General features: G+C 46.1%; 20 protein-coding genes. 19 read left to right on the top strand and 1 reads right to left on the bottom strand.

Annotated features, from left to right (window positions below; all coding sequences use genetic code 11):
* The first annotated feature begins 17 nt into the window (after positions 1-17).
* The 19 genes from KIV41_RS16730 (at position 18) to KIV41_RS16820 (ending at position 25,033) form a co-directional block, all read left to right on the top strand.
* Positions 18-548, top strand: coding sequence for a type VI secretion system tube protein Hcp (locus tag KIV41_RS16730; protein WP_008219014.1), 531 nt, complete (start codon positions 18-20; stop codon positions 546-548).
* A gap of 69 nt (positions 549-617) precedes the next feature.
* Entirely contained in the window at positions 618-1,127 is a 510-nt protein-coding gene (gene tssB, locus KIV41_RS16735) for a type VI secretion system contractile sheath small subunit (RefSeq protein ID WP_008219012.1), read from the top strand.
* Complete coding sequence (tssC, locus tag KIV41_RS16740; protein WP_010446919.1) at positions 1,127-2,605, top strand: type VI secretion system contractile sheath large subunit; 1,479 nt, start codon at positions 1,127-1,129, stop codon at positions 2,603-2,605. The genes tssB and tssC overlap by 1 nt, the downstream gene beginning before the upstream one ends.
* Positions 2,606-2,651: 46 nt before the next feature.
* On the top strand, positions 2,652-4,007 hold the full coding sequence (locus tag KIV41_RS16745) for a type VI secretion system contractile sheath domain-containing protein (RefSeq protein ID WP_285337044.1): 1,356 nt from the start codon (positions 2,652-2,654) through the stop codon (positions 4,005-4,007).
* Positions 4,004-4,420 carry a type VI secretion system baseplate subunit TssE gene (tssE, locus tag KIV41_RS16750; RefSeq protein WP_010446924.1) on the top strand — a complete coding sequence of 139 codons (417 nt, stop codon included), beginning with the start codon at positions 4,004-4,006 and terminating at the stop codon, positions 4,418-4,420. Before KIV41_RS16745 ends, tssE begins: the two co-directional genes overlap by 4 nt.
* Positions 4,413-6,194 (top strand): type VI secretion system baseplate subunit TssF, encoded by a 1,782-nt coding sequence (gene tssF / locus KIV41_RS16755; protein ID WP_285337045.1) that lies wholly within the window; start codon positions 4,413-4,415, stop codon positions 6,192-6,194. Before tssE ends, tssF begins: the two co-directional genes overlap by 8 nt.
* Positions 6,176-7,159 carry a type VI secretion system baseplate subunit TssG gene (locus KIV41_RS16760; protein ID WP_285337046.1) on the top strand — a complete coding sequence of 328 codons (984 nt, stop codon included), beginning with the start codon at positions 6,176-6,178 and terminating at the stop codon, positions 7,157-7,159. Before tssF ends, KIV41_RS16760 begins: the two co-directional genes overlap by 19 nt.
* An 8-nt stretch (positions 7,160-7,167) precedes the next feature.
* Positions 7,168-9,774: a type VI secretion system ATPase TssH gene (gene tssH, locus KIV41_RS16765; protein WP_285337047.1), complete on the top strand. Its 2,607-nt coding sequence runs from the start codon at positions 7,168-7,170 to the stop codon at positions 9,772-9,774.
* A gap of 142 nt (positions 9,775-9,916) precedes the next feature.
* Entirely contained in the window at positions 9,917-11,071 is a 1,155-nt protein-coding gene (locus KIV41_RS16770) for an ATP-grasp domain-containing protein (protein ID WP_252041745.1), read from the top strand.
* A 9-nt stretch (positions 11,072-11,080) separates the two neighbouring features.
* Positions 11,081-13,276: an MFS transporter gene (locus KIV41_RS16775; protein ID WP_285337048.1), complete on the top strand. Its 2,196-nt coding sequence runs from the start codon at positions 11,081-11,083 to the stop codon at positions 13,274-13,276.
* Entirely contained in the window at positions 13,273-14,406 is a 1,134-nt protein-coding gene (locus KIV41_RS16780) for an ABC transporter substrate binding protein (protein ID WP_285337049.1), read from the top strand. Before KIV41_RS16775 ends, KIV41_RS16780 begins: the two co-directional genes overlap by 4 nt.
* Before the next feature lie 2 nt (positions 14,407-14,408).
* Positions 14,409-15,104, top strand: a complete 696-nt coding sequence (locus tag KIV41_RS16785; protein WP_010446937.1) for an ABC transporter substrate-binding protein — start codon at positions 14,409-14,411, stop codon at positions 15,102-15,104.
* 33 nt (positions 15,105-15,137) lie between these two features.
* Positions 15,138-16,085: a type VI secretion system-associated FHA domain protein gene (locus KIV41_RS16790; protein ID WP_285337050.1), complete on the top strand. Its 948-nt coding sequence runs from the start codon at positions 15,138-15,140 to the stop codon at positions 16,083-16,085.
* A complete protein-coding gene (gene tssJ, locus KIV41_RS16795) occupies positions 16,085-16,552 on the top strand; it encodes a type VI secretion system lipoprotein TssJ (RefSeq protein WP_010446941.1) in 468 nt (155 codons plus the stop codon). The genes KIV41_RS16790 and tssJ overlap by 1 nt, the downstream gene beginning before the upstream one ends.
* A gap of 2 nt (positions 16,553-16,554) precedes the next feature.
* Complete coding sequence (tssK, locus tag KIV41_RS16800; RefSeq protein ID WP_029843212.1) at positions 16,555-17,871, top strand: type VI secretion system baseplate subunit TssK; 1,317 nt, start codon at positions 16,555-16,557, stop codon at positions 17,869-17,871.
* 7 nt (positions 17,872-17,878) lie between these two features.
* Positions 17,879-19,021, top strand: coding sequence for a type IVB secretion system protein IcmH/DotU (icmH, locus tag KIV41_RS16805; protein WP_010446946.1), 1,143 nt, complete (start codon positions 17,879-17,881; stop codon positions 19,019-19,021).
* Position 19,022: 1 nt separating this feature from the next.
* Entirely contained in the window at positions 19,023-22,475 is a 3,453-nt protein-coding gene (gene tssM / locus KIV41_RS16810) for a type VI secretion system membrane subunit TssM (protein ID WP_285337051.1), read from the top strand.
* Between the two features lie 8 nt (positions 22,476-22,483).
* Positions 22,484-23,116, top strand: a complete 633-nt coding sequence (locus KIV41_RS16815; RefSeq protein ID WP_197697129.1) for a protein kinase — start codon at positions 22,484-22,486, stop codon at positions 23,114-23,116.
* A 15-nt stretch (positions 23,117-23,131) separates the two neighbouring features.
* Positions 23,132-25,033: a hypothetical protein gene (locus tag KIV41_RS16820; protein ID WP_045392854.1), complete on the top strand. Its 1,902-nt coding sequence runs from the start codon at positions 23,132-23,134 to the stop codon at positions 25,031-25,033.
* 66 nt (positions 25,034-25,099) lie between these two features.
* On the opposite strand, the gene KIV41_RS16825 is transcribed toward KIV41_RS16820, so the two are convergent.
* Positions 25,100-26,065 (bottom strand): GlxA family transcriptional regulator, encoded by a 966-nt coding sequence (locus tag KIV41_RS16825; RefSeq protein WP_171357967.1) that lies wholly within the window; start codon positions 26,063-26,065, stop codon positions 25,100-25,102.

Genomic DNA, 26,065 nt, shown 5'->3' on the forward strand with positions numbered 1-26,065 from the left:
AAAAATAAGGAAAAATCATGGCAAGTATTTACATGCGTGTAAGCGGTCTTCAAGTTGAGGGCGCAGCGACTATCGGTCAGCTAGAAACGGCTGAAGGTAAAAATGACGGTTGGTTTGCAATCAACTCTTACTCTTGGGGTGGCGTTCGTAACGTTGCTATGGACATCGGTAACGGCACCAATGCGGATTCAGGCATGGTTGGCGTAAGCGAAGTTAGCGTAACTAAAGAAGTCGATGGTGCTTCTGAAGATCTACTGTCTTACCTATTCAACCCAGGTAAAGAAGGTAAAACAGTTGAGATTGCATTTACTAAGCCTTCTAACGATGGCCAAGGTGCAGACGTTTACTTCCAAGTTAAGCTAGAAAAAGCACGTCTAGTTTCTTACAACGTGAGCGGCACTGACGGTTCTCAACCGTACGAAAGCCTATCTCTTTCTTACACTTCTATTTCTCAGAAACATCACTACGAGAAAGAAGGTGGTGAACTACAAAGCGGTGGTGTTGTGACTTACGACCTACCGACCGGAAAAATGACTTCTGGTAAGTAATTCTTTCATTAGACATGCCACGTTCAGTGGCATGTCTATTTCATGAATATCTCATTTTAGGACACCGTTATGGCATTGAACTCACAACACAAGCGCGTTAGTAAGAACCGTGTCAGCATCACTTATGACGTTGAAACGAACGGCGCTGTAGAGACGAAAGAGCTGCCGTTTGTTGTTGGCGTAATTGGCGACTTTTCAGGCCACAAACCAGAATCAGAAAAAGTTGATTTAGAAGAGCGAGAGTTCACGGGTATCGATAAAGACAACTTCGATACAGTGATGGGTCAAATTCACCCGCGTCTTTCGTACAAGGTTGATAACAAGCTAGCTAATGATGATAGCCAGTTTGAAGTGAACTTAAGCTTCCGTTCGATGAAAGATTTCCACCCAGAGAACTTAGTTGATCAAATTGAGCCGCTTAAGCAGTTGGTTGAAACACGTAACCAGCTAAAAGTACTGCTAAGCAAAGCCGATCGTTCGAGAGATCTTGAGCGTCTACTGAAAGAAGTTCTGCAAAGCGCAGATGCCATCAACGGTTTAGCTCAAGAACTAGGTTTGAGCAAAGAGGGAGCGGAATAATGTCTGTAGAACAACAAGCAGTACAAGGTGCTACTGAAGCAGAAGCAACGCAGAGCTTTCTTGACCGAGCGATCAGCGCAACAGCACAAACACCAGTAGATACGACAAAAGAGCTATTGAGCATCATGGCCTCTCAAGCGCTGGAAGGTACAGTGACTTGGGATAAGAACCTAACGTTGACGATTGAAAAAGCAATCAGCGCGCTAGACAGCAAAATCTCTGAGCAGCTGTCAACGGTGATGCAAAACGGTGAGTTCCAAAAAATGGAAGGCTCATGGCTAGGTTTGCAAAAGCTTGTGAAAAACAGCGAGCTAGGCCCAGATCTGAAAATCAAACTGGCGGATTACACCAAAGACGAATTGCTAGAGCAGTTTGAAGATGCACCAGCGATCGATCGCAGCCGTTTCTTCAATATGGTTTATCAAGAAGAATTTGGTACAGCTGGTGGTCAGCCATACGGCGCACTGCTAGGTGACTACGAATTTGGTTACGGTGATGAAGACGTTGCTCTGCTACGTTACATGGGTGAAGTTGCTTCTGCATCTCACGCACCTTTCGTTGCTGCTGCGAATGCAAGTATGTTCGACTTCAACGCATTCAGTAGCTTTTCTGAAGGCAAGCCAGTTGCAGCAGGCTTTGATTCGCCAGCATACGCAAGCTGGAATGCATTCCGTGAAAGCGATGACTCACGCTACGTTGCTCTGACTCTACCGAAAACGATGGCTCGCCTTCCTTACGGTGCAGAAACTGTTCCAGTTAAATCATTTGCATTTGAAGAACTTCAAACTCGCGACAACGGTCAGCAAGTAGTGTCTTCAGACGGCGATTTTGTTTGGAGCAATGCGGCGTATGAGTTTGGTCTTCTGATGACTCAAGCTTACACCAAGTACGGTTGGTGCACGGCGATCCGCGGCACTGAAAACGGCGGTAAAGTTGAGAACCTGCCAAACTTCACTCACTACTCTGATGCCGGTGACTTGCTACAGCAATGTCCGACAGAAGTTAACCTAACGGATGAGCGTGAGAAAGAGCTGAGTGATCTTGGCTTCTTGCCACTGGTTCACTACAAAAACACCAACTATGCGGTGTTTATGGGTGCTCAGACTGCGCATAAACCAAAAACGTACACAGACCCAGATGCAACGGCAAACGCGGCAATTTCAGCACGTCTTCCATACACAATGGCAAGCAGCCGAATCGCACAGTACCTAAAAGTAATGGGCCGTGATCGTATTGGTTCAAACCTAGATCCAAACGACGTTGAGAAAGAGTTGAACTCTTGGATCAACCAATACGTTAACCCAAATGCGATTGGTAACGATGCGAAAGCAACACATCCATTGGTTGAAGCGAAAGTGACAGTAGAAGAGCAAGCTGGACGCCCAGGTGCTTACTCTGCAGTGGCTTACTTACGCCCTTGGCTGCAAATGGAAGAGCTAACCACTTCACTACGAATGGTTGCGAACATTCCTGGCTAATTCTATTCGGGGACGCTGTCCCCGAATGTTTTGAACTGAGTCGCTGATGTATACAGATTCCGAATTTGACCGCATTTTAGCTGAGAATCCTGCCTGGCAGGAGCTGTTACTGTGCGCGAAAAATCAGTCGGTGGCCCAATTCAAAGCATTGTTGGTTCGTTTGATCTCCGAGATTGATACGTCAATAAGTGAACAGTTGTCGGACGTTATCCAACACCCTAACTATAAGCAGTTAGAAGCCTCTTGGACGGGGCTCAAATCGTTAGCGCAGCTGCAAGTATCCCAGCGTCGAGTCAAAATCAAAATGCTCGACTTGAGTTGGAGTATGGTTTCGGCAGATCTCAATTACTCTTTCGATCTAAAGCAGTCATCCCTATACCGAAAGCTGTATTCAAATGAGCTGGATACCGCCGGTGGTAGCCCATTTGGCATGGTGATGGTCGATCACAAGGTCTCGGCTGATTACGCCGATGATCAGGAGTATGACGATCTCTACACCCTTCAACTGCTCTCTGAGCTGGGGGAGCTCTCTTTTTGCCCAGTGGTGCTCGGAACCGACGAGTTTTTCTTTGGTGATGAACCGAGAAGGTTGCTTCACGACAGTGCGAGAATTGATCGCATTCTTACTAGTCGAGATTTTGTTTCATGGCAGCTGCTACGAGAAAAAAGCTCATCACGATTTTTGCATTTGGTGATGCCAGAACATTTGATTCGTCAACCATATCGTCAATATCAGGCTGGGTTTGTTTTTAACGAACGCCAGCAAGAGAAATATGCCTTATGGGGCAGCAGCGCTTACCTCCTGCTAGGTAATGTGATGCGGGAGTTTGACCGAATCAGCTGGTTTGGATTCCTGCGTTCTTACGATGAGACAGGTTCATATGGGGCGATCGTTCAGGACTCAAAAGAGCTTAAGACCAAGGTAGACATCTACAGTGAAGATGATGGCTTTTGGTCGTCTCAAGGGTTCATGCCTTTAACCAGTATTTACTTAAGTGGCCATAAAGGTTTCTTTAGTAATCAATCTGTTTGGCAAGCGCCTGATGAAGCTCAACGCCAGCTCGGTATGCTCCAAACCAACCTAATGGCTTGCCGATTTGCCCATTACATCAAAGTTCAAATTCGTGACCAAGTTGGTCGATATGACAGCGCAGAAAGTTGTCGACGCAGTCTAGAGCGATGGCTAGAGCAGTTCATTAGCAACGTCAATTATGGTGAGGATGCCGTACTTGCCCGATACCCGCTGAGGTCTTGCTATGTACGTATTGAAGAGGCTCCTCATGATAAAACCCGCTACCTATGCGAGATCATGCTTCAGCCTCAATATCAATACGAAATGATGGATGCGAAAGTGGTGTTAACAACTTCGGTATCTGGCACTGAGGTTGGAGAGACATCATGAGCTTAATGGCTAAGTTAACCCAAAGCTGGAATGACGATATCGACAGCGTTCGAGATGCGATTGTTGATAACGTCTGTGATCTTATTTCCAGCCGAGCACCTCTGTGCTCAGAGATGTTTTTATCGGAAAAAGGAACGATTGCCGAGTTCGGTATGCGCAACATGGCTCGCGCTCAAAGTAAAAACAACACCAGTGACATTGTCGCAGAAATTGAAGTGCTGATCCGAAACTTCGAACCTCGCCTGAGCCAGGTAGAGATTGATGTTCAAGAAGGGGAATTGGGTAGCAACCAATTGAGCTTTCGCCTTTCCGCCGTGGTGCATTCAGAGCTCGGTGATGAGGCGATCGTACTGGATTCTTTTTTGGATTTGAGCAGCAACAAACTAGATGTAAGGAAGTCGAATTTTGTCTGATTCATTGCTTTCCTATTTTGAACAGGAACTGCGCTTTATTCGCAATGAAGCCTCTCAGTTCGCGGAACGTCATCCGGGGACGGCTCGTGCGTTGGGAATGCGTAAAGACAGTATTGATGATCCTCAGATCGCGCGTTTAATTGAAAGTGTTGCCTTGATGAATGGCAAACTGCAGCAGCGCTTGGATGAGTCTTACCCAGAGCTGACAGAAAGCTTGGTGAACTTGTTGTTCCCGCATTATCTAAGGCCAGTGCCGTCATACAGCATGTTGGACTTCGCTATTTTTGAAGAAGCGAATGCAAAGCACAGTATACCTAAAGGCACAGAATTTGATGTCGCGAGCGAAGCCGGTGAGCCAGTGGTGTTTCGCACCTCCGAAGATATAGCGCTGCTGCCAATTCAAGTTGCTTCGGCTGAAGTGCTGTTTGCGCCATTTGAACTGGCTAAGCCTGCGGGTGCAGAAAACGCAAAAGCGATGTTGGAGCTGACGATTAAGGCAACCGACAGCGGTATCGAGTTGCGTGATTTGGATATTGACCAGTTGAAACTGCATCTCAAAGGTGAAAGCCACTTCGCGTTGCGTTTGTATGATGTACTCGCCCACGGGCGCTGTCAGGTGTGTATCCAGAATAATGGTAAGAGCTACTCATTAGGTAAGTCTGCACTACAGCCAATTGGCTTCGATGTGAATGACACTATTTTACCGTATCAAGCAGCAAGCTTTGGCGGCTTTAAGTTGCTGACCGAGTTCTTCATGTTCCCTGAAAGATTTCAAGGATTCAAATTAGACCTTGGCAATGTCATGCAACACGCAATCGGCTCAGAGTTTCGTATTCAGATTTTCTTAAATGAGATGAGTGTGGTGCAAGCTCGTAGCATTCAAGCGCAGCATTTTTCTCTGTTTTGTACGCCATTGGTGAACCTGCAAACCAAAGTGTCAGAACCTCTGCAAATCGACTTCACCCAAAAGCAGTACCCAATTTATCTTGATGCAAGCCAAGGTAATGATTTGGAAGTGTTTTCTGTTGATGAAGTGCTAGACGTAACGGAAGGCGAACCGTTTAAGGTTTGTCAGATCTACGGAGACAAGTACAACAGCACAGAGACTGCACTTCGTTGGCAGCTCGTACAGGATACCCACGAAAGAGGCGTGCTTCGCAGTGGCTTAAAAGTGGCTGATATTGGGCATGTTAGTGCCACGATGTCGTCCAGAGTTTGGTCGGTGACGACAACCGCGACTGACGGCATTCGAGCAGGCTCATTGCCTGTAAACAGCCAAGTGACATGTCGGGAATCTCTTACGATTCCAGCGGCTATGAACTTGCTGCGCCGCCCAACCTTGCCAGTGCGTAGTCGTGACGCAAATAAGAATGTATGGGCACTGCTTTGCCATTTGCACTTTAACTATCACGCGATTCTAGGGACGGATGACCCAACCGCTACGCTGAAAAATGTGTTTGATTTGTATAACCACAACCAAGCGGTGCAAAACCACATCTATATCGAGTCCCTACAAAATATCGAGCAGGAGCAAGTGGTGGCTCCGATCCGTGTGTCAGGAAAAACATGTTTTGCTTACGGCACAAAAATTTCGGTGACGTTAGACGCAAGCAATGTCAACGGAGGCGTATCGCTCTTTGGTCATTTGCTTGACCACTTCTTCGCTTATTTCGCAGGCTTCAACAGCTTTACTCAAGTGGATATTTATTTGGAAGGCCAAGACGGTGTTTACCTGTCCTTCCCGAGGAGAACTGGGTGCAAGAGTTTGTTGTAAGCCGTTTCGCTTATGGTGCGTTTGAGGGGCAGCTAGAAAAAGCGTGGCAGATCTTCAAGCATCAGGCTCATTTAAAGGGTCAGCGACCTGAAGTGAGGTTCAGTGCGGAAATTCTCCCAGCTTACTATCAAGCAGAAGTCTCTACGGTTACTTCGGAGCGAGAGGGTGAATTTACGGTAAAGACATCATTGGCGGCTTTGTCTGGAAACTCTGGTTCGATGCCAAGAGCGATGTATGGCGATGCACTAAAAGCGCGTTTTGAACTTGGCGATGAAGCGCCGCTCGACTTCTTCGACATGTTTAATAACCGTTACTACCGTTTGTACTGCGAAACAAAGCAAAAGCACGAGCTGACGTATCAGATTGAGGAAGAGGCGTTTCATTGGAATCGTGACCGTCAATCTATTACTGAAATGCTTTCCAGTTTGGCTGGACAGCCTGGAGATAAGGCACCAATGCCGGAATCTCATTTGGTGCAATACACCGGCTTATTAGGGTTGAAATTGACCTGCCCATTGGCGCTTAAGTCGATGCTAGAAGATTACTTCGAGTCGGAGTTTGAGGTTGAACGCAGTAGCCTAGAGTATTTGCCTCTCACAGAGTGTTCCTTAACTCAAATTGGCCAAGCTGGAAACAATCATCAATTGGGAATGGGCGCATTGGTCGGGATGTCGACGCCAATGACGGGGCAGAAACTCAACATAAAAATTTGCCCTCAAGACTATCAGCATTACTTAAAAATACGCAGTGACAAAGAGATGGTTCTTGCGCTGGACCATATGGTTAGAAGCTATATGGGAGTGAATACCAAATATGCACTCTATATGAAGGTAAATAGCCAGTATCTGCCGAGAGTGAAGCTATCAGGCAGTCACCAAAAAGCGTTAAGAATTGGCCAATCCGCGTGGATGAGTCATCAATCAGATCATCAACAGTTTGTTGAAATGCCACTGACGAAAAGTTAGGAAACAGAATGATAAATATTGAACTACAAAGCTTGGTCAAAAGGCTTACTCCGTTATTAAAAAGTGCCCTGGAAACGGCTGCTGGCGATTGTGTAAGTAAAGGACACTTTGCGATAGAAGCTGAGCATTGGTTTGTTCAGTTGTTACAGCAGTCCAAAGGCTGGGAGGCCGCACTGCAGCAAGCATCAATGGCCAAAGAGTCGATGTTGGAGCGTTGTAATGACCGTCTGATGCACTTGGCTCGTGGTAATGACTCTTCACCTTCTTTGTCCCCTGAGTTGGTTGAGTTACTTAAAGATGCATGGATGCTTGCTTCATTAAACAATCAGCAATCGGTGGTGAATGAATTTCATCTGCTTATGGTGCTGAAGCAGCGTCTGGACCAAAGCGCTTACAATGGCGTGTTGAGCTCGTGGGTGTCAGTATTGTCTTCTGAATGGTTACGCAGTCAGTCGATGGTGATCAGCAGACCCAGTGAAGTCTCATCGTCTACCGAGAGCATGGTCCCAACCCGTGGTGACTCAGCGACGCCAGCTTTGGACAAGTTCTCGCAAAACCTGACAGAGGCCGCGCGTAATGGCGAGTTGGATCCTATTACAGGGCGCGGAGATGAAATTCGCAAATCCATTGATATTTTGTGCCGCCGCCGTCAAAACAGCCCGATCCTCGTTGGTGACCCAGGTGTAGGTAAAACGGCCATTGTTGAAGGTCTTGCCCAAGAAATCGTGAATGGCAATGTCCCACCTGCGCTTGCGAACGTTGAGCTGCGCAGCCTTGATTTGTCCCTTTTGCAAGCTGGTGCGAGCATCAAAGGTGAGTTTGAAAACCGCCTTAAAGATGTGATCAATGAGATCAAGCAGTCAACGACGCCAATCATCATGTTTATCGATGAAGCACATACGCTGATTGGGGCGGGGGGCACAGCGGGCCAGAATGATGCAGCTAATATTCTGAAACCAGCGCTTGCGCGTGGCGAGTTTCGTTCACTTGCAGCGACCACATGGGCAGAATACAAACAGTACTTTGAATCGGATGCCGCGCTGACTCGTCGTTTTCAAGTTGTTGCGGTTAATGAACCTAATGAAGAAGATGCTATCCACATGCTTCGCGGCGTGAAGCGCAGCCTTGAAAAGCACCATGGCGTTAAAGTCATGCAAGAAGCCATCGATGCCGCCGTCGCTCTCTCTATTCGTTACCTTCCTGAGCGTAAGTTACCTGATAAAGCAATTAGTCTGTTAGATACAGCGTGTTCACGCATTGGATTGAGCCAAAGTGCGGCACCAAGACAGTTGGAAGCCATTGCAGAAAAAATCCGCTATACCAACAACGAGATCGAAACGTTACATCATGAGTCGGCATTGTGGTCGATTGAAAACGTACGCTTGGAAGAAGCAAAACAACGATTGGCGGCTTTAGAACAAGAGCATCAGTCACTTGAGTGCTCTTGGAACGCAGAGCGCCTCTTGGTGGAAGAGATCATTGAGTTGCAGTCTGGCTTAGACACTGAGCTAAAAGAAAATGGCTCGGTGATATCGCATGAAGCGAAAATCCTGTTAGCAGACAAAATGGCAGCCCTGCGAGAGCTCCAGGGTGAGCAACCATTAGTCCTGCCACAGGTAACAGAGCAAACCATCGCTGAAGTGGTGGCGCTATGGACGGGGATTCCAGTGGGCAACATGCTTAGCCAAGAAGTTGAGAAGTTGATGCACCTAGAGACTCGTATCGGTGAGCGAGTGATTGGTCAGACAACGCCGATAGCAGAGCTTTCACAAGCAATTCGCTTGTCGCGTGCAGGTTTAACCGACCCACGCAAACCTGTTGGGGTATTTCTGATGTGTGGTCCAAGTGGTGTGGGTAAAACCGAAACTGCATTGGCGCTTACCGACTTGCTATACGGTGGTGAGCGAAATATCACCACCATCAACATGACGGAGTTTAAAGAAGAGCACAAGGTGTCGATGCTTTTAGGCTCTCCTGCAGGTTATGTTGGCTACGGTAAAGGCGGTGTCTTAACAGAAGCGGTACGTAAGAACCCATATTCTGTACTGCTGCTGGATGAAATGGAAAAAGCCCACCCTGGTGTGCACGACATCTTCTATCAAATCTTTGATAAAGGCTCTATCTCGGACAGTGAAGGTCGACACATCGATTTTCGTAATACGATCATCATCATGACATCAAACGCGGCAGACAGCGCTGTTGTTAATGCATGTGAAAATGGTCGACCGGATGTTCCGACTCTGACTCAGTCTATTTTCCCTGAGCTGCAAAAACACTTTAAACCAGCATTTCTTGGCCGTGCGACCATCGTGCCTTACTTCCCTTTGAACGATGAAGAAATGGCGCAAATTGCAACCTTGTCTCTGAACCGCATTCGCAAGCGCGTTCAATCCCACTACAAAGCAAGTTTTGAATTTCACCCTGATGTGATTGATCTGCTGGTCAATATGAACGATTCACCTGAAACAGGCGCTCGTGCCGTTGAGCAACTGATCAATCGTCAACTTATGCCGGATTTAGCGAATCAATGCATTGTTCGCATGAGTGAGAACAAGCCGGTAGAAGCGGTCACTGTTCACGTTGAAGAAGGCAAATTTAAGATTCAGATTCAATAGCATTAAGAGGCAATAGACCTCAAAAAAACAATGGGTTGTATGTCAACCCAACTAAAACAATAACGTAATTTTATTAACGCTTTTTGTTGCGGGCCGTGTTTAACGCGACCTTTTCGCAGCACAACATTATGAGTACTAACAGATGATGCATTCAGTCTTTTCTACGCAACAATTGGAATGGATTCGCAAGAACTTAAAAATCGCAGTGATTCACGGTGGGGATAAAGAGCAGGACGGCAGTTTTATCTTTGAAAACTTGAGCCCTCGCTCAACCAAAACGTATGCACCTGTTGCACACGATATTGCTAATGCACTGCGTGAATCTAATTTCCAGTTCGTTGAGGTGTTAGCTGAAGACATCAACTTAGCGCAGTGCCTGAAAGATAAAGGTATTGACTTGGTGATCACGAACAGTGGTGGTTTGCAAGGTTTTGACTCCATGTGTCATTTGCCTTCTACATTGGAAATGCTGGGCGTGCCTTATGTTGGGCACTCGCCAATGACGGCAGGGATCTTGGATAACAAGCACCTGTTTAAGCATGAAATTAAAGCCGCTGGACTGCCGACTGCACCATTTATCACCATTGGTATTGATGAACATTTTGAAGATGTAGCAAAGCAAGATGCGATCGATCAAATTGAAGCGCAGTTCAAAGATGGTTTCATTGTTAAGCCAGTGTCTGGCCGAGCTTCAATTCATGTTTATCCTGTTTTTAATCGTAGTGATCTCGCGGGTGTTGTAGAGCATGTACGTCAAGCGACGGGGAACACTGTAATGATTGAACCTTTCCTTGGTGGCCGAGAGTTTGTTGTTGCTGTTGCAGGAGAGTATGTCTTTAAAGAAGGCAAACTGACGCAGTCTGAAATGCCGATGGCTTTCTCAATTACTGAACGTGTACTGGACGCTGACGAGCCGATTTTTACTTCTATGGATGTAAAGCCGATCACTCAAGACCGTTTGGTTGCTGTTAATGAAGAGGGGCTACGCAATCAGTTAGCACTGATCGGTCAGAAGATTTATCGCCAGCTTGGCCTTCAAACCTTAGTGAGAGTGGACTTACGAATGGACAAAGAAGGCAACCTTTATGTGCTGGAAACCAATCCAAAACCGGATCTAAAACGTCCGGAGGGAGAAAAGGTAAGTTTGGTTTGCCATGATCTGGCTCGTGAAGGTATGGATTACACAGACCTAGTTCAGTCGTTGGTGTTTAACCGATTATCTTTCCTCAAGCAAAAACGACCAATGTCGGTTGCGCATTGCCTCAATGAGCAATTCGACGCTCTAAGCGTGGGTTAGGAGTGAACTTTGAACTCTTTTAAGCAATATAGCCGCTTGTTGCTCGGAGCATTACTGGTTCTGTTATCACTAATGCTGATCTTTGTTGTTGGCTATGCACAAGCATTGAAAAGCTATCAACAGCAGAGCCGTGATGCGATTTTAGCCCAAACAGAAGCCGCCCGAATCGGTATAGAACAAGTTCTCAGTTCCGGCGTGCCGCTTCAGGACTTTGCTGGTCTTGAGAAAGTGCTATCGCCAATCGCGAAAGCGGATTCTTCTGTGGTTGATATCCGAGTGATTTCTGGGCAGCAAGAGCTATATCGCTACACCGATGACAACTTTGTTGGCAGTTTAGTCACCATCCCTTTGAACAATAAATTTGCTCAAGTTGGTGCTTTGGAGATTTGGCTGAGTGATGAAGAAATCGAAAGGAGCATCGATAGGCACTTCCAGCCGATGGTGCTGCTGGTGGTTTTACTGACCGCTGCGTTTATCTTCTTTGTGTTGCGTAGCCAAAACCCCAAGATTTACTTCACTGCATTTGGTGGGGTGTTCTTAGCCATGTCGGCGAGCGTGCTGTTGATGGTCGGTGCATTGTACAAATCCGGCTTGGAGCACAAGGCGGATTCCATGGCGAACATTGTTACTCAACGTTTGGCCCCAGTACTGAATGCAGGGATCAGCTATCGTCAAGTGAGTGGCATCGATGAGATGCTAGACAGTTTTCGTCAGTCAAACCCAGAAGTCTCTTCCATTTCTGTTGCTCAGGGATCTGAGTTGATCGCCAAAAGTAAAGCGCAGAACAGTATGTCAGTCGATGAGATGGCCGAATTTTTGGTCAGCGATGCGAAAGGGAACGAGGTGACGGTCGCTTTTTTCCCTAAAGTACTGTTTGCGCAGTTGGTACGTACACTAAAGAACTTTGCCATTCTATTTGCTGGTTGTGCGTTCATTTGCTTTGCTTTTATTCGCTTGCTGAGCCACTCAGAGCAACAGCCAAAAAACGATATCGTACTGGCACAGGTTAAGCCGTTGCTGTTGGTTACGGTGCTGATGGAATCGTTAATGGCGCCGGTTTTACCTCAGTACTTAACGCAAATCGCGGTAGAGAATGGCGCGGGTGAAAGTTGGTCGTCTTACTTCTTTACACTCTATTTTGTCGGCTTTGCTGCAACGCTATTGCCGGTTTCGCGTCTAGTTGAAGTGTTTGATATTCGCAAAGTACTTGGCGTGGGTATTCTGTTATCTGCGGCTGGCTGTTTGTTGCTAGCGTACGAGTCCCAGTTAGCGATGGTGCTTATTGCGCGATTCACCTCTGGCGTTGGGCAAGCGACGATCTTTATTGCCGTTCAAGGTTATATTCTGCGTTGCAGTGATCAATCTAACAAGACACAAGCCGCAGGCATCATCGTATTTTGCTTCAATGCTGGATTCATCTCTGGTGCAGCAATCGGTGCCTTGTTGGCTGATACCGTAGGGGTGCAAGGCATCTTCATGTTGTCGGCTTTAGTTGGTGGCCTGATGTATCTGTTCGCGTTGTCGCTGCCGTCGATGATTCCTCAGGGGAATGCTCAAGGTTCACTCAAAGAGAACCTGACGATGATGCTAAAAGATTCCGCAGCTTTGATGCGTGTACCGTCATTCATGCGCACCATGTTGCTTGTTGGTATCCCAACCAAAATGATGCTAACGGGTGTCGTATTCTTTGCTGTGCCAATCCTTCTTTCTGATGTCGGTGTCGAGCGCGAAAGTATCGGTCAGGTGCTGATGGCTTATGCATTCTCTGTGCTTTTCATTAGTGGCAAGGTCTCGCCAATGATTGACCGTATTGGCTCTGCAAAATGGGCGCTTTGCTTAGGAAGTATCGTTGGCGCTGTTGCTTTGGCCATTCTTTCTGCTGCCTTCTTACTTGAAGACATAGCCTATCTTGTCCTCGTCGCAACGTTCGCAATGTTAGTCATGGGCGTTTCACACGGCTTTATTAATGCCCCAGTTGTGACTCATGTGGTGACCACCACTCAAGGTATGAATGCCAATTCAGTTGCTTCTACTTATCGCTTTTTGGAAAGGCTAGGTCATGTGTTGGGTTCGGTCGTTGTCGGTGCTTTGCTTGCTCACCTCGGAACGGACTACGCATTCTTTGCGCTTTCAGCATTCTTTACCTTAGCTGGCTTGTTGATGTGGTTGTTTGACCGTGGTGCACAAAAGGAGGCGAAAGCATGATTCGATTGATTTTACTTTTGGTACTGGCTGCATCCTCATCGGTGAGTTTGGCGGATTGGCCTGAGTGGTTGGGTGAACACTTACAAGCTGAGAAGGCGGTACAGTGGGAAATCAATGCTAATGACAGCGATGTATTGTTCGCCCCACGTGGTGAACATCCGATGGTTTGGGTTTTAGTTTCTCGAAAAGCGGACTCGTATGATGTTGCGTTGTCGACCATCTTAAAAGTGTTTCGCAGAGAAATGCCTAACGTTTCATTTCGCGCTTTCCTTTTACCTAAAAGCCAAGAGGAACTGGTTGCTTGGACGAAAGCTGCCGATATAAAGGCGAACATGATCTACACGGTTGGATCTCGTGCGACCGTCTCACTGCATAAGGTTTACGCTGGAGGTAAGCTGCCGGTTGTATCGGTGAACGCAAAAGATCCGGTGTTACTGGGCCTGACGGATAACTATCACTCAAGCGGCAACAACTTTGCTTACACCTCCTTGAATTTGCCTGCTGATATTACGCTGAGCTTTTTACGTCGCTTTAAACCAAGTCTGACTCAAATTGGTGTGCTGTACGCCAAGTCGAACACCAGTGCTTATCTCACTCAGTTTTTGCCACTTCAAAAAGAGGCTGAGAAGCAAGGAGTGACAGTCTTTCCTATCGAAGTTGACGAGAATAACCCTGAGCTTACTCTTCAACTCGTGATGCAAACCACCGTTGAATCGATGAAGGTCAATGATGGCAATTTACATCAATCCTTGCTTTGGCTAACGGGTAGCTCAAGTCTTCTAAACCGAATTGATGAGATCAACCTGTATTCAGAGCAGCTTCCTCTGCTAACCGCAGTGCCTGATGCGGTTAATGGCACGCAACAAAGTGCGCTGATGTCTGTTGGCGTAGGGTTTGAGAACAATGCCCACCAAGCGGCACTTTACGGCATTGAAGTACTTAAAAAGGGTGCAGCTCCTGCTTCTCTGCCTGTGGGCGTGCTGTCGCCACCAGATATCTCGATTAGCTTTAAACAAGCAGGTCGTGTTGATACGCAGCTTCCGTTTGTACTGATTGAAATGGCCAGCGATATCTATTCGCAAGATGGCAAGCTAGTGCGTTCAGCAGGCATGAGCATGGAGAGCCATTAACCATGATACGTGTCGTTTTTATTGCCGTTATGTTGACCGTGCTGAGCCAACCTGCTTTGGCCTATCAGCGCCCTGAGCGGTTACTACTCGCAACCCAAGAATGGTTTCCCTATCAGTACCAAGAAAACGGGGAAATGAAAGGGCCGGGGATAGAACGAGTGAAGTGTGTCATGAGAGTGATGGACCAGCCGTATCAGCTCACGATGACTAAGTGGGATAGAGCCCAGCTCATGACAGAGGTTGGCTCACAACATGGTTTCTTCCTTGCGTCTCGTAACAGTAAGCGTGATGAGTATGCCGATTATTCTGCGCCACTTGATCAACAGAATTGGAGTTGGTTCTCGCTCTCTGATTCAACAGAGTTAGACAACGCTATGTTCAAATCTCAGGTCGAAGTTGCGGCACTATTTGGCTCAAATAAATGGTTTTGGCTACAGAAAAACGGTTACCGCGTGAGTAAAAAACCAAGGACGCCAAAAGCCCTAATTGAGTTAATGCTGAACGGGGAAGTCGGAGCGGTATTGGGCAATGACGCTGTCATTGACGAGACGATAAAAAAAATGGGTATCAGTTATCGAGCGATTTCTCGGACACGGGTTAAATCGAATCCATTGGGGGTGTATTTCTCCAAAGCATTTACTAAGAAATACCCCAACTTTCTTAATGAATTTAACGAGGCGGTTTCTCAGTGTCGTTAACTCCAAATATTGAATTTATTGAAGGTCAGTCAAATGCCTCTATCGATTAGAATTATTAGCTCTCCAGATGGTGAAAGCATCGCCCAATGGAATCAAGCATTTCCAGAAGATGGTGGAGATATCGGGCGTGCGTTTGGCGCGACGCTACAACTTAATGACGCAAGTCGTGAGATTTCAAGTACCCATGCGACGATTCGTAAGACCTCGCGTGGATACCAAATCATGGACAACAGCACCAATGGCCTTTACATCAATGGCTCTGATGCGCCTTTGGGCAATGGTAACCAATCGACATTAAGTGATGGTGATGTTCTTGATATTGGCCGTTACCGATTGCTGGTTTCTTGTTTCTTCCCTGAATCAGCGAAAGCGCAAACCCAGCAGCATCACTCTGATAGCTCTCGACTAGGTGATGATCCGTTTAGTACTGAATCAACACCTTTTATTCAAAGTATTCCTGAAGTAGATGAAGCGCCAGAGTTCACCATCTCGGCAACAGATGTGGTGGGGGATGACCCATTTGCGAATGATGCCTCAGTTAAGCAAGAGCAAGCACCTCACTTTAATCTTGATTTTCAGACGGATGAGGATGACCCGCTGAAAGACAGTGATTTTCGTGCGTCATTTCCAAACCATGAAGTGATGGTAACCCCCTCTTTCGCTCAAGAAGAGTCACCCGTTAACCAATCTCAGTTTGAGATTACTGAGTTTAAGAAGCATGAGCAGCGCTTACAGGAATGCACGGACAAAGCATTAGAAATGGCATTGGCAAGGTTGTTGTCTGATATTTCTCCGAATGCGATAGAGTCGATGTTTGATGATTTGTCGGGCAACGGCTTTTGGTCTCGTAAGCCGAAGTACTGGGATATGTACAAACGCTATTTCAACCGACAAGTAGAGAATCGCGATTGGCAAATTAAGTTTCAAGCGTACTTCAGAGATGCAATGCGTATGCAAAAAAACTTCGAAGGGGATCAGTAATGGTACGTCGTTTATGCCTAATGTGTATCGCCCTTATGATGTCAGGGTGCAGTTTATGGAGCGATGAGCTGGTTGAGCCAAAACTGGTCGTTGATATTAAAGCTGCGACCAATATTAACCCTAATGTTGAAGGTAAGCCTTCTCCGGTAGAGCTCCGAATCTATCAATTGACGAATAATAATGCGTTTGAACTCTCTGATTTTATTCAAATTTATAATGATGACCAAGGCGTGTTGAAGGCCGAGTTGGCCGTTTCTCGCCAGTTACCAAGCATTTTGCCAGGTGAAACTCGTCAGGAAATTATCCCACTTGGTAGTGGCGTTAAGTACATCGGTGTGATTGCGGGTTTTGCTGATTACAGAGAGGCGAAGAACAAGGTGATTTATAAGCCGCTAATTGTGAATTCAGCGGTTATCAGTATTGAAATTGATGGCATTAATCTGTCTGTGTCAGGGGAAGAAGAATAATAATGGATAATAATAAAGTCGTGTGGAGTGAGGGGATGTTCCTTTCCCCTCAGCACTTTCAACAGCAAGAGCGCTATGTTGAACATTTTACTCGCGAGTTCGCCGGACAAATTAGCCCTAATGCTTATGGATTGACCTCGCTAGAGCTTGATCGCTCGATGTTGAACATTGGTAAGGTTTCGGTGCGTCGTGCTAAAGGCATTTTCCCTGATGGAACACCATTTGAAATTGAGCAAGCACTCGTGCTTGATGTGCCGAAAAATACCAGTCATAAGAAAGTGTATCTGGCCCTTCCGGTTTCAAGACCGGGCACTATTGATGTTGGAGAAGATGCGCGTCTGAGACACTCTTCACAAGAGCACCCTGTTTACGATACCAGCCGAGAGCACAGTGACCCGGTTCAGTTAGAGTTAGCAACATTGAACATTCAGTTGCGTTTAGAAGGTGATGAGCTAAAAGATTTTGTGTTGATATCCGTTGCTGAAATCAGTGAACACAAGTCTGAAGGTGTTGTTGTGTTGAACCAAGCATTCGTTCCTCAATGCTTGCAGTTTGCCGTATCTAGCTACCTAACCGATAACGTTGCTGATCTATTTGCACAAGTACAATACCGTTCCCGAGCGATACATACTCGTTTACAAGCGGAGTCTAGCAGTAAAAGCTATCAGTCGTTGATGCGTGACTACTTGTGGCTGCAAGTACTGGGTGCTTGGATGCCAAAACTTGAACAATGGAACCTAGATGGCTCGTTGCTGACACGTCACCTCTATTTAGAGTGCGTTTCGATGGCGGGGCAGATGCAGGGTTTAGAAGGGAAGATGCCAAAGTCTTTCCCTGCATGGAACCAAGATGCGCTATACAGCATTTTCTCGACCGTGTTTTCTGAGTTACTGGTGTTACTCCGTGAGGTTCAGATAGATAACGTATCAACATTGAACTGGGACAAACAGCTGTTCGTGAGCCGTCGCTTGCTACGCACACTGGTCGATGATCGCAGCCTATACAATCAAGGGCGCTTTGTGTTGGCCGTTTCCTCGTCTATCGGTGCTACTCGACTTAGTGAAGAGTTTCCTCGTGCTGCGAAGCTAGCAGGGAACAGTGATATTGCCGGTTTAGTACGTAATGCACTTTCAGGTGTTCCTTTGCGCCATCTTCCTTATGCACCTTCTGAGCTGAAGTCTTTGAATGACGCCGCTTACTTCGAAATCGATACTAAGTCTGAATTGTGGCAAGCGCTGATCAAACGTGATGAGGCGATCGCTCTTCATATTGATGAAAGAATTGATGATATCCACGTCGATTTTCATGTGATCAGGTAGGTAACGGATGGGCGGATTATTTAACGAAGAACCGACGGTTCAAATTCGACGAGTGACATCGACCGAATCACCTCAAAAGCAGCATCAGTTGCCACCCAAAGCGGACACTTCGGGTACTGAGCGATTGATTGAGAATCTTGCCATTTATGGTAGCCCTTTAATGAATGCGGCAACGGAACTCTTGGGTATTTTAGTGACGATTAAGCGTCAAGGTGCACCGAGAGACATCAACCGTTTTCGTCAAAAACTTTTGTACGCCATTGATGCGTTTCGTTTGCGTGGTCTGCACTTGGATTACCACCCAAGTGTGATTGAAAAAAGCTGCTTTGTGTTGTGCGCAGCATTTGATGAAGCTGTGCTGTACACCGCTTGGGGAGAGCGTGCCCGTTGGGAAAATCATTCGTTGTTGAGCAAGGTGTTTTCACAGCGCGATGGCGGAGAGGCCTTTTTTGTGTTGCTAGATAAGGCCAGCCAGCAGCCGAATAAACTTGTTGATTTTATTGAGCTTCAGTACGTGCTTTTGGCTTTGGGTTTCAAAGGGCGCTTTCGCCATGAAGACGAGAGCCAATTGCATGATATTACCGCTCGTGCGTACGGCCTCATTCGCCACTATCGCAGTGAAAGTCCTTTTCCGGTACCGCAAACACCAACGTTAATCGAAGGTAAACGCCCGTGGCTAATGATCAGTATGGGCAAAACGTTAGGCTTGGCTTGTTTGGTTCTGGCATCGGGGTATGGCTTTACTGAATATTGGTACAACAGCCGCGTGCAGCCGTTGTTGGCACAGTTTAGCGCGATCGATATGTCAGACGTCAACCTGAAGAAAAACAGCAGTGACTTAGTGTACTTAAGTTCCGATGCGGATTTGGGACGACAGAGTGAAAGCCTAGAGGAAGAAACGGGAATGAAAGGAAAAGTGGTCACTCAGCAATGGGAGATCATTCTCGCGGTATTTTCTCGGGCGAGCGACGCACTTCGTTTATCGACAGAACTCAAACAAGCAGGCTATGAGTCTTTTACTCGTGAGACGGAACATGGTGTTGAGCTTTATCTTCACGCAGGTGACGACTTAAACACCATTCGTAAGTTGAAAAATGAACTCAATGTTCGCTTTGGTTTGAACGCCACGATTAAAAGAGCGCTGAAATAAGATGTTTAAAAAGATATTTTCTATTTTCTTGGTGATTACTGCCATTTTAGGGACGCTCGCATTTTGGATAACGGCATCAGAAGAGCAACCAGTCTGGATAAAGTGGGGAATGCTCGCTGTCACCGTCGTTATTGTCTTCTTTACATGTGTTTGGTGGTGGAAACAACGCAAGCTTAATCAAACAGAGAAAGAAGAGCATGATCAACACGTACTGCTTAAGCAAGACACGCGCGTGATCCAGCAGCTGTTTCGTATCGCAACGAAAAAGATACAAGGACAAGCTCGTAACAAGTTAGAAAGTCTTTACAGTCTGCCTTGGTACCTAGTTCTAGGTGGTGAAAAAGACGCGAAAAGTGCCATATTGCTACAGAATGGTTTTGAGCCAGTTAACGAGCGTTACTTGGATGAAAGTGATACGGAACAGTACCTACGCTTTTGGAGCAACGATAACGCAGTCGTTGTGGAAGTTGGTCATCGTATATTTGATAACGACGGTATTGACGAATCGCTTTGGCAAGTACTGGCGAAGCAACTACTCAAATACCGTCCGAGGCAAGGACTGAACGGCATTGTGACGGTTATTGGGTGTGATCGCTTAATGACAGGGGACAAGAAAGAACGCACTAGGCTCTCTGGCATCTATCAGGAGGCTGTGTTGTCGATGGGCGCAGAGCTTAGCTTAAACTTGCCTGTTTACGCCGCTTTCTCTAAAGCTGACTCGATTGCAGACTTCACTGGTTTCTTTGAGAGCTTCACTGCATGTGACTCAGAAAATCCTTTTGGTATTACCTTTGAGTGCGATGTTTCGCGCCGTTATGACAAACAGCAGTTTGAGGCAGAAAGCCACGCGTTGATTCAATCCATTGCGGGGCAGCAGTTTGAGTTACTGAGAAACGTCAGCAGTGACAAGTCGGGATCCATTATCGCTTGGCCTTATCAGCTAAGAATTTTCCTAGAGCGCGTCAACGAGTTTTTGAGCGACATTGGTCGCGAGAACCGTGTCCGAGAAGCCGTATGGATCCGCGGCGCTTATTTAATGTCATCCGGGCAAAAAGGCATTGAGCATGATCTACTAACGCAGGTTGTGGCCGAACGTGCTGAGTTCAACACCAATAACCAAGTTGAACAGCAGCCAAATCGTCGTGGTTTCTTTACGCAACGTTTGTTCAATAAGGTCATCTTGCCGGAGAAGAATATCGTCGGTGTCAATGAATGGCGTCATGCGGGTTATCTTGTATTTCGAACCGCTGTTTTAGTATCCGTAGTTGGGCTGATTTCTGTTGCAGGTCTGAAGTTACAGGAAAACTGGAATGTTGATGAAGATTGGCGCACAACGGCTCTATCTCAAATTCGTTTTTATCAAAACGATGTTCAAAAGCTGAGCAATGACAATTCTATGTCGGAGGTTGTGGCGGTATTAAGAGAACTTGGCGATGTGGTTGTTGAGGGCGTTCAACCTAAAGCGTGGCATGAGAAAGTCAGTATTAAGCAAACAGATACGGCCGAGAGTGTTTACTCTGCTTATGAAAAACAGTTGCACCAGATAATGCTACCAAAGCTCGAAGAGCTGATCAGCAGCGAGCTGTATGTTTATGTGAACCTTGGTAATCCAAGCCGAATCTTTGAGATTTTGCGTTACTACCAGATGTTGTTTGACCGAGAGCAACTGAACTTTGCGGAACTACAAACTTACTTGCTTGATAACTTGAAAGACCAAGGCGAGCTTTCTCCGGACGAGCTTTACTCTTTTTCTCTTTTAATCGAAGACTTGTTTAAAAGTCATTACGACAAGCAGCTACAACCGAACCTAGACCTTATAGCTGTTGCAACGAACAACCTTGAAGGCTTGTCACCAGAGCGACTGATTTATGCGCGTATTAAAGAGATGCCAGAGTACCGTACTCAAGTGGATCTCCGAAGCCAGCTCGGTGAGAAGTTCGATAGCTTGTTTGAGTTTACTAATGATTTCCATGGCTATCTGATCCCTGAAATCTTTACTAAGCAGGGCTATAGCCAAATTGATTTGACGGCAAAGTCGCCTCTGCTTAGAAGCTTGATGAGCGAGTTTAAAGCGATTCAAGGTGATATGTCTGGCGCATCAGTCATTGAGCTTAGAGAACTGAGCAAACAGGTTCAACGTCTGTATTTTTCTGATTACATCTACTACTGGAAAGACCTAGTCAACAACATTCAAATCAAACAGTTTGGCGATGCATCGGTACTTAGCTATGCGCTAAGAAACACACGTTCTCCGGCTACGAGTCCACTACTTGATGTATTGGATGCGGTTGTTGTGAACACAACATTGGCTGTCGCCGATCAACCGGATACGAAAGGACAGAAGCGTGCAGCCGGTCAACTAGGATTGAAGAAAGCGAAAAAGGTGTTGAACAAAGCCGACAAAGTGAATCGAGCAGTTGGCGATAACCTGTTGAGACTGCAACCTTCATTCGTCGTAAATGAAGCATTTTTGCCTTTTTCTAGGTTTGTGAATGGGAATGGTAAAGACAAGGATACACCACTGGAGCAGTTGATCGTTCAAGTTGATGAGGTTAACTCGTTTTTCGATGCCGCATTGTCTAGTTCAAACCCCGGTAAATCATTCCATGCTTATGCCATCGCCCATGCGCAAGGTAGTAGCGACCCTATCGTGAACTTCCGTCAAGCAGGCAGCAAGGCTCCGAACATCGTCGCGTCTTGGACGAAGAGTCTCAGTGAACAAGTGTGGAAACAAGTGGTGAATGGCAGCGTGGTGTATCTAAATACACAGTGGGATGAGCAAGTTTACCAGTTTTATGTGTCTGCCATTGAAGGGCGATTCCCATTTGATCAACATGGTCGTGGAGAAGTGAGCTTAGATGACTTTTCTCAATTCTTTAAACCAAGTGGCCGTGTGGCTCGCTACATAGAAGAAACCTTGAAGCCGTTTGTTTACTGGGATAACGGCAGGCTCAAGCTAAACGAAGTTGACGGCCTAACGCTACCAATAAACTCAAACACTCGTAAGCAACTTGAATTAGTTCAAAAGCTGAGTGGCATTTTCTTTGGTTCTTCAGGGGATGATCTTGGGTTAAGGCTTGAAGTAAAAGCGAGCTCAATGAGTACCGACGTGACGGAATTCCGCCTACGAGAGGCTGAAACGATTTACGACTACAAACATGGTCCAAGAGTGTGGCGCGAGATAACTTGGCCAACCGCAGGAGTGGATGGCTATTTGAGTGCAGAATTCTACAGCGGTCAGAATCGAGTCGCACAACAATCATTTACCGGTCAGTGGGCGTTGTTGCGCGCTATTTTTGCGAACAAGAGCAGTGCTACATCGAGCCGCTTGATTCGTAAGCTCAACTACAAAATTAACCAAAACAACATCGTATTGGATTACACGCTGCGTGATTCCAATCAACCATTGGATAAATCTTTATTTGTTCAATTCTCGTTGCCTAAGCAGCTTTAAGGTTGTCGATGTTGAAAGCAGTGATTGAACCGCAGGAACGAGTGTGTTGCCAAGTTTTGGCGACTCACTCCCGTGTGCACGAAATCAGTAACGACTTGACCCACTACACTAAGCATTTTGATTCGGCAGAGAGCCTGCAAAGAGAATGGGTTGCTTTGCAAGAGTGTCAGGGTGCTCAAATACAAAAAGTAGTGGATGTCGACTGGAGCAAATTGCAGCTAACGCTGGACTTTGATCAAAGTGCGATACCGCTGATTGAGTTTGAGCCTAAGGATCTAGCGTTATTTGCTTCGCTTTTGCCTAGTGTGGTTCAGGCGATCAAACACTGTCATAGCAAGGGGTGGGTACATGGCGATATCAAGCCATCTAACCTGCTTTATGTGCCTCAATTACAACATATTCGATTGATCGATTTCGGTGCCAGTTGTCGGACTGGAACTTCTCGGGAAGCACTCTCCGAGTGGCAAGCAACGCCTATGTTTGCTTCGCCAAATCAAAAGGGTGGGGAAGGTCTGGTCGAAACGGGGGACGACTGGTTTTCACTGATTAAAATCATCGATCAGGTCATGCCATGTGCGCATGACTACTCAATAAACTCAACGCTTATCCAGTGGCGAAAAGCCCTGAGCCTTGAGATTTAGATAGAAGGAAAGCTAATGAATAAAAAACAGCTTGCTGCGGCCAATCTCGACTTCGATGTGTCATCAATCAAAGGGACGGATGGAAAATTAATCCCTAACTTAGGATGCGCGATAGAAATTGAGCAATGGTTGAAAAAACTGTCTCTCGCATGCGGGAGAAGGCACTCGAACAGAGCCTTACCTTATTTAGAAAAAGCGATAGATGTTATCTATTCTGAGGTTGAGGCGGAATTGTATCGCCAGTCGGGAAACAACAGTAGCGCCTACGAAGCTAGCGCAGTGACTAAGCATCCAGTATGGCAGTTTTTTGTAGAACGAGTGACGAAAAAGTTTGGTAGTGTCGTTAAGGTGATTCAACCACACCGTTCACCAACGGAATCTGTCCGTTCGAAACTGATTAACCGTACTTTCTTCCAAATGCTGCATAACAAGCATGAAGTTTTGAAGCGTTCTCATAGCAGTATCTTAGCATCCGGTGAGCTTGGCCAAGCCAAGGTGGAAATTCTTGATGCGCAAGTTAATGCTTTGCGAGATGCTTACTTTAATCATGCAAAATGCAATGCTGAACTTTGGCCTGCTATCAATGATCTGTTCCAAAAAGGAAATACCCGCTCTGTTGAGGGCAAAGTAAACCTTGAAGACGGTTCACTGACATTTGAAGCCTCACAAGCACTATTTGCCGAAGCAAAAGTCGAGTTTGAAAAAACTTGGGACTTCGGAAAAATGAAAAACCAAATCAAAGCATCCGCTGAAATTGGTGCCCGTGAGAGCAGCAAATTTAGTGCTCATGCTAAATTTGGACAAGGTGGTGCTGCTGGTTTCCGCGAGAAGAAGCTTGGAGAGGAAGCAGGTAAGAAGACCAGTACGAAGTTCACTCTAGATAAGTCACCAGGTAAAGCTTGGGAGACTAATAAAAAAGAGGAAGCGGACGACGGATCGTTTGCTGCAATGCAACTGATACCGGGTATTGATTTAGAAATAGATGCGGTACTTGCTGCTCAAATGGGTATGAAGCTAACGGTCTCTCACGAGCTTTCTGTGGCCGAGTTTATGGCCCTAAAGAGTGAAGGTGAGCTATTTGTTGGTGCGACCGCTAAAGTGCAATTTACCAGCACACTAAACAGTGCCAATATCTTTGCCGGTGATGAAGTCATTAAAACTAAAATTGGTGCAAGTGCCTTTGTTGGTGCTAAGGCTAGTGGAACAAGCACTTTTACCCTGAAAGCTCGCGGCATGAATATGTTGTCTGGTAGTGTGACTGGTTCTGCGTCAGTTGGCTTGGGCGCATCCGCTGCTTTGGAAGCCATTGTTAAAGGCTCTGGAGACTTCACATTTAAAGCGGGTGCAGGTGCAACGATGGGGGTAGGAACCAACGTAGAGTTTGGAACTATGGTTAACCCGATGCTACTCAAAGTGCTGCTGTGGGATTCGTTTGGTAAGCACCTACGTTCGAAGCAGACTAAACGTAGAACGGGCATTAAATACAACAGAAACGTTAACCAGGTTGCATTGAGTCGTTGTGAAGAGAGCATCATGTCGTCGTTGAACATGATAGAAGCGGACTACCGAGTCTTAGCGGAAGAGATCTGGCGTATTCCAACTTTTACCAACATGTCTACGAAGGATGAAGTCACCACGATGCATGATCGTATCGCTAGTCCTGATAGAAATGTGATGGATAAGTACCTAGAAACGCTTGGCGTCAATGATGCTATCAATATGAGCCCTGAGGACATTACTCAAGCCGCTGTTGATATTGATAATCAAGCGCGCTTTAATCAATCGCAAGAGAGGCTTCTAAAGCAAGCGAAGAAAGCGGCTTCGAAGAGAGGAACTAAATCACTCTCTGGTGGGCTAGCTTTAGCAGGAATGAATGTTATGAATCCAACGATGGGATTACTAGCGGTCAAACCTTAATAACTAAGCTAAACAACCAAGAATGGCGGGATGTCCCGCCATTCTTGATATTGCTATAAGTCAAACTTAATGTTGATACCTTTTGCGATATTCTAGCGGAGTCATATCCACAAACTTCTTAAACAACTCTCTAAAGTAACGCACATCTTCATATCCAACGACTCTAGAAATTTCCTCGACAGTCTGTTTGGTCGTTTCTAATTTATCTTTCGCTGCTGAAAGACGAATCTGTTGAATATACTGTATCGGTGTCTGTCCCGTTGCCAGTTTAAATCTGCGTTTCATTTGTCTTTCGCTCAAATGAATACGTTCACTTAACTCAAATACAGAAAACTGTAAGCTATGATGATTATGCATCCAGTCCTGCAACTGATGAATAAGAGCATCACTGTGCTGACGATATGGGAGAAATTTTGCCAATGATTGTTGCTGCACTTTATCGGTATTGCCAAAAATATGCTGCTGGCATCTATCACGTACAGATAAACCAAATAATTGCTCCACGACGAGCATCATGACGTCATTGTAGCCGTTGGTGCATGAGGTACAATAATAATTTCCGTCACAGGTCACTTTTCTCTCAACACGCAATTTTGTATCGGGATACATATCTCGAAATAGGTTAGCGTAACGCCAGTGTGTTGTTGCATTTCGCTTAGAAAGTAAATTAGCTTTAGCTAACGCAAATGATCCTGTACTAATAGAAATAATGGGGATATCTGTATCTGCAAAATCCTCTAACCACTTAAGCGCTTTCTCTGAACAGGCAGTCAGCTCGCTATCAGGTTCTCCCAAAGATCCTATCAGTAAGATATCCGTACTTTTAATGCTCTCTATTTTTGCTGTAGGAGTGAGAGTTATTCCTCCATGTGCAACAACAGGATTATTGTCCTGGGTTACGATATTAATTTCAGGGGGAGTGACCCCTGCAAGGTAGGCTGCTGTAGTCAACACTTCAATTGGCCCAGTAATTGAAGTGGCCGGCCCCCCGGGAAATGCAAGCGCAGTTAAAGTTATGGTCGTTTGTTCCAT

Source organism: Vibrio sp. D401a (assembly GCF_030248515.1).
GTDB lineage: Bacteria > Pseudomonadota > Gammaproteobacteria > Enterobacterales > Vibrionaceae > Vibrio > Vibrio rotiferianus.

Excerpts from the sequence above, each read along its gene's own strand:
- KIV41_RS16825 (WP_171357967.1), bottom strand. The coding sequence starts at position 26,065 with ATGGAACAAACGACCATAACTTTAACTGCGCTTGCATTTCCCGGGGGG.
- tssJ (WP_010446941.1), top strand. The coding sequence starts at position 16,085 with ATGGTACGTCGTTTATGCCTAATGTGTATCGCCCTTATGATGTCAGGG.
- KIV41_RS16770 (WP_252041745.1), top strand. The coding sequence starts at position 9,917 with ATGATGCATTCAGTCTTTTCTACGCAACAATTGGAATGGATTCGCAAG.
- KIV41_RS16730 (WP_008219014.1), top strand. The coding sequence starts at position 18 with ATGGCAAGTATTTACATGCGTGTAAGCGGTCTTCAAGTTGAGGGCGCA.
- tssB (WP_008219012.1), top strand. The coding sequence starts at position 618 with ATGGCATTGAACTCACAACACAAGCGCGTTAGTAAGAACCGTGTCAGC.
- tssM (WP_285337051.1), top strand. The coding sequence starts at position 19,023 with ATGTTTAAAAAGATATTTTCTATTTTCTTGGTGATTACTGCCATTTTA.
- icmH (WP_010446946.1), top strand. The coding sequence starts at position 17,879 with ATGGGCGGATTATTTAACGAAGAACCGACGGTTCAAATTCGACGAGTG.
- tssK (WP_029843212.1), top strand. The coding sequence starts at position 16,555 with ATGGATAATAATAAAGTCGTGTGGAGTGAGGGGATGTTCCTTTCCCCT.
- KIV41_RS16745 (WP_285337044.1), top strand. The coding sequence starts at position 2,652 with ATGTATACAGATTCCGAATTTGACCGCATTTTAGCTGAGAATCCTGCC.
- KIV41_RS16820 (WP_045392854.1), top strand. The coding sequence starts at position 23,132 with ATGAATAAAAAACAGCTTGCTGCGGCCAATCTCGACTTCGATGTGTCA.
- KIV41_RS16780 (WP_285337049.1), top strand. The coding sequence starts at position 13,273 with ATGATTCGATTGATTTTACTTTTGGTACTGGCTGCATCCTCATCGGTG.
- KIV41_RS16790 (WP_285337050.1), top strand. The coding sequence starts at position 15,138 with ATGCCTCTATCGATTAGAATTATTAGCTCTCCAGATGGTGAAAGCATC.
- tssH (WP_285337047.1), top strand. The coding sequence starts at position 7,168 with ATGATAAATATTGAACTACAAAGCTTGGTCAAAAGGCTTACTCCGTTA.
- tssE (WP_010446924.1), top strand. The coding sequence starts at position 4,004 with ATGAGCTTAATGGCTAAGTTAACCCAAAGCTGGAATGACGATATCGAC.
- KIV41_RS16815 (WP_197697129.1), top strand. The coding sequence starts at position 22,484 with ATGTTGAAAGCAGTGATTGAACCGCAGGAACGAGTGTGTTGCCAAGTT.
- KIV41_RS16785 (WP_010446937.1), top strand. The coding sequence starts at position 14,409 with ATGATACGTGTCGTTTTTATTGCCGTTATGTTGACCGTGCTGAGCCAA.
- tssC (WP_010446919.1), top strand. The coding sequence starts at position 1,127 with ATGTCTGTAGAACAACAAGCAGTACAAGGTGCTACTGAAGCAGAAGCA.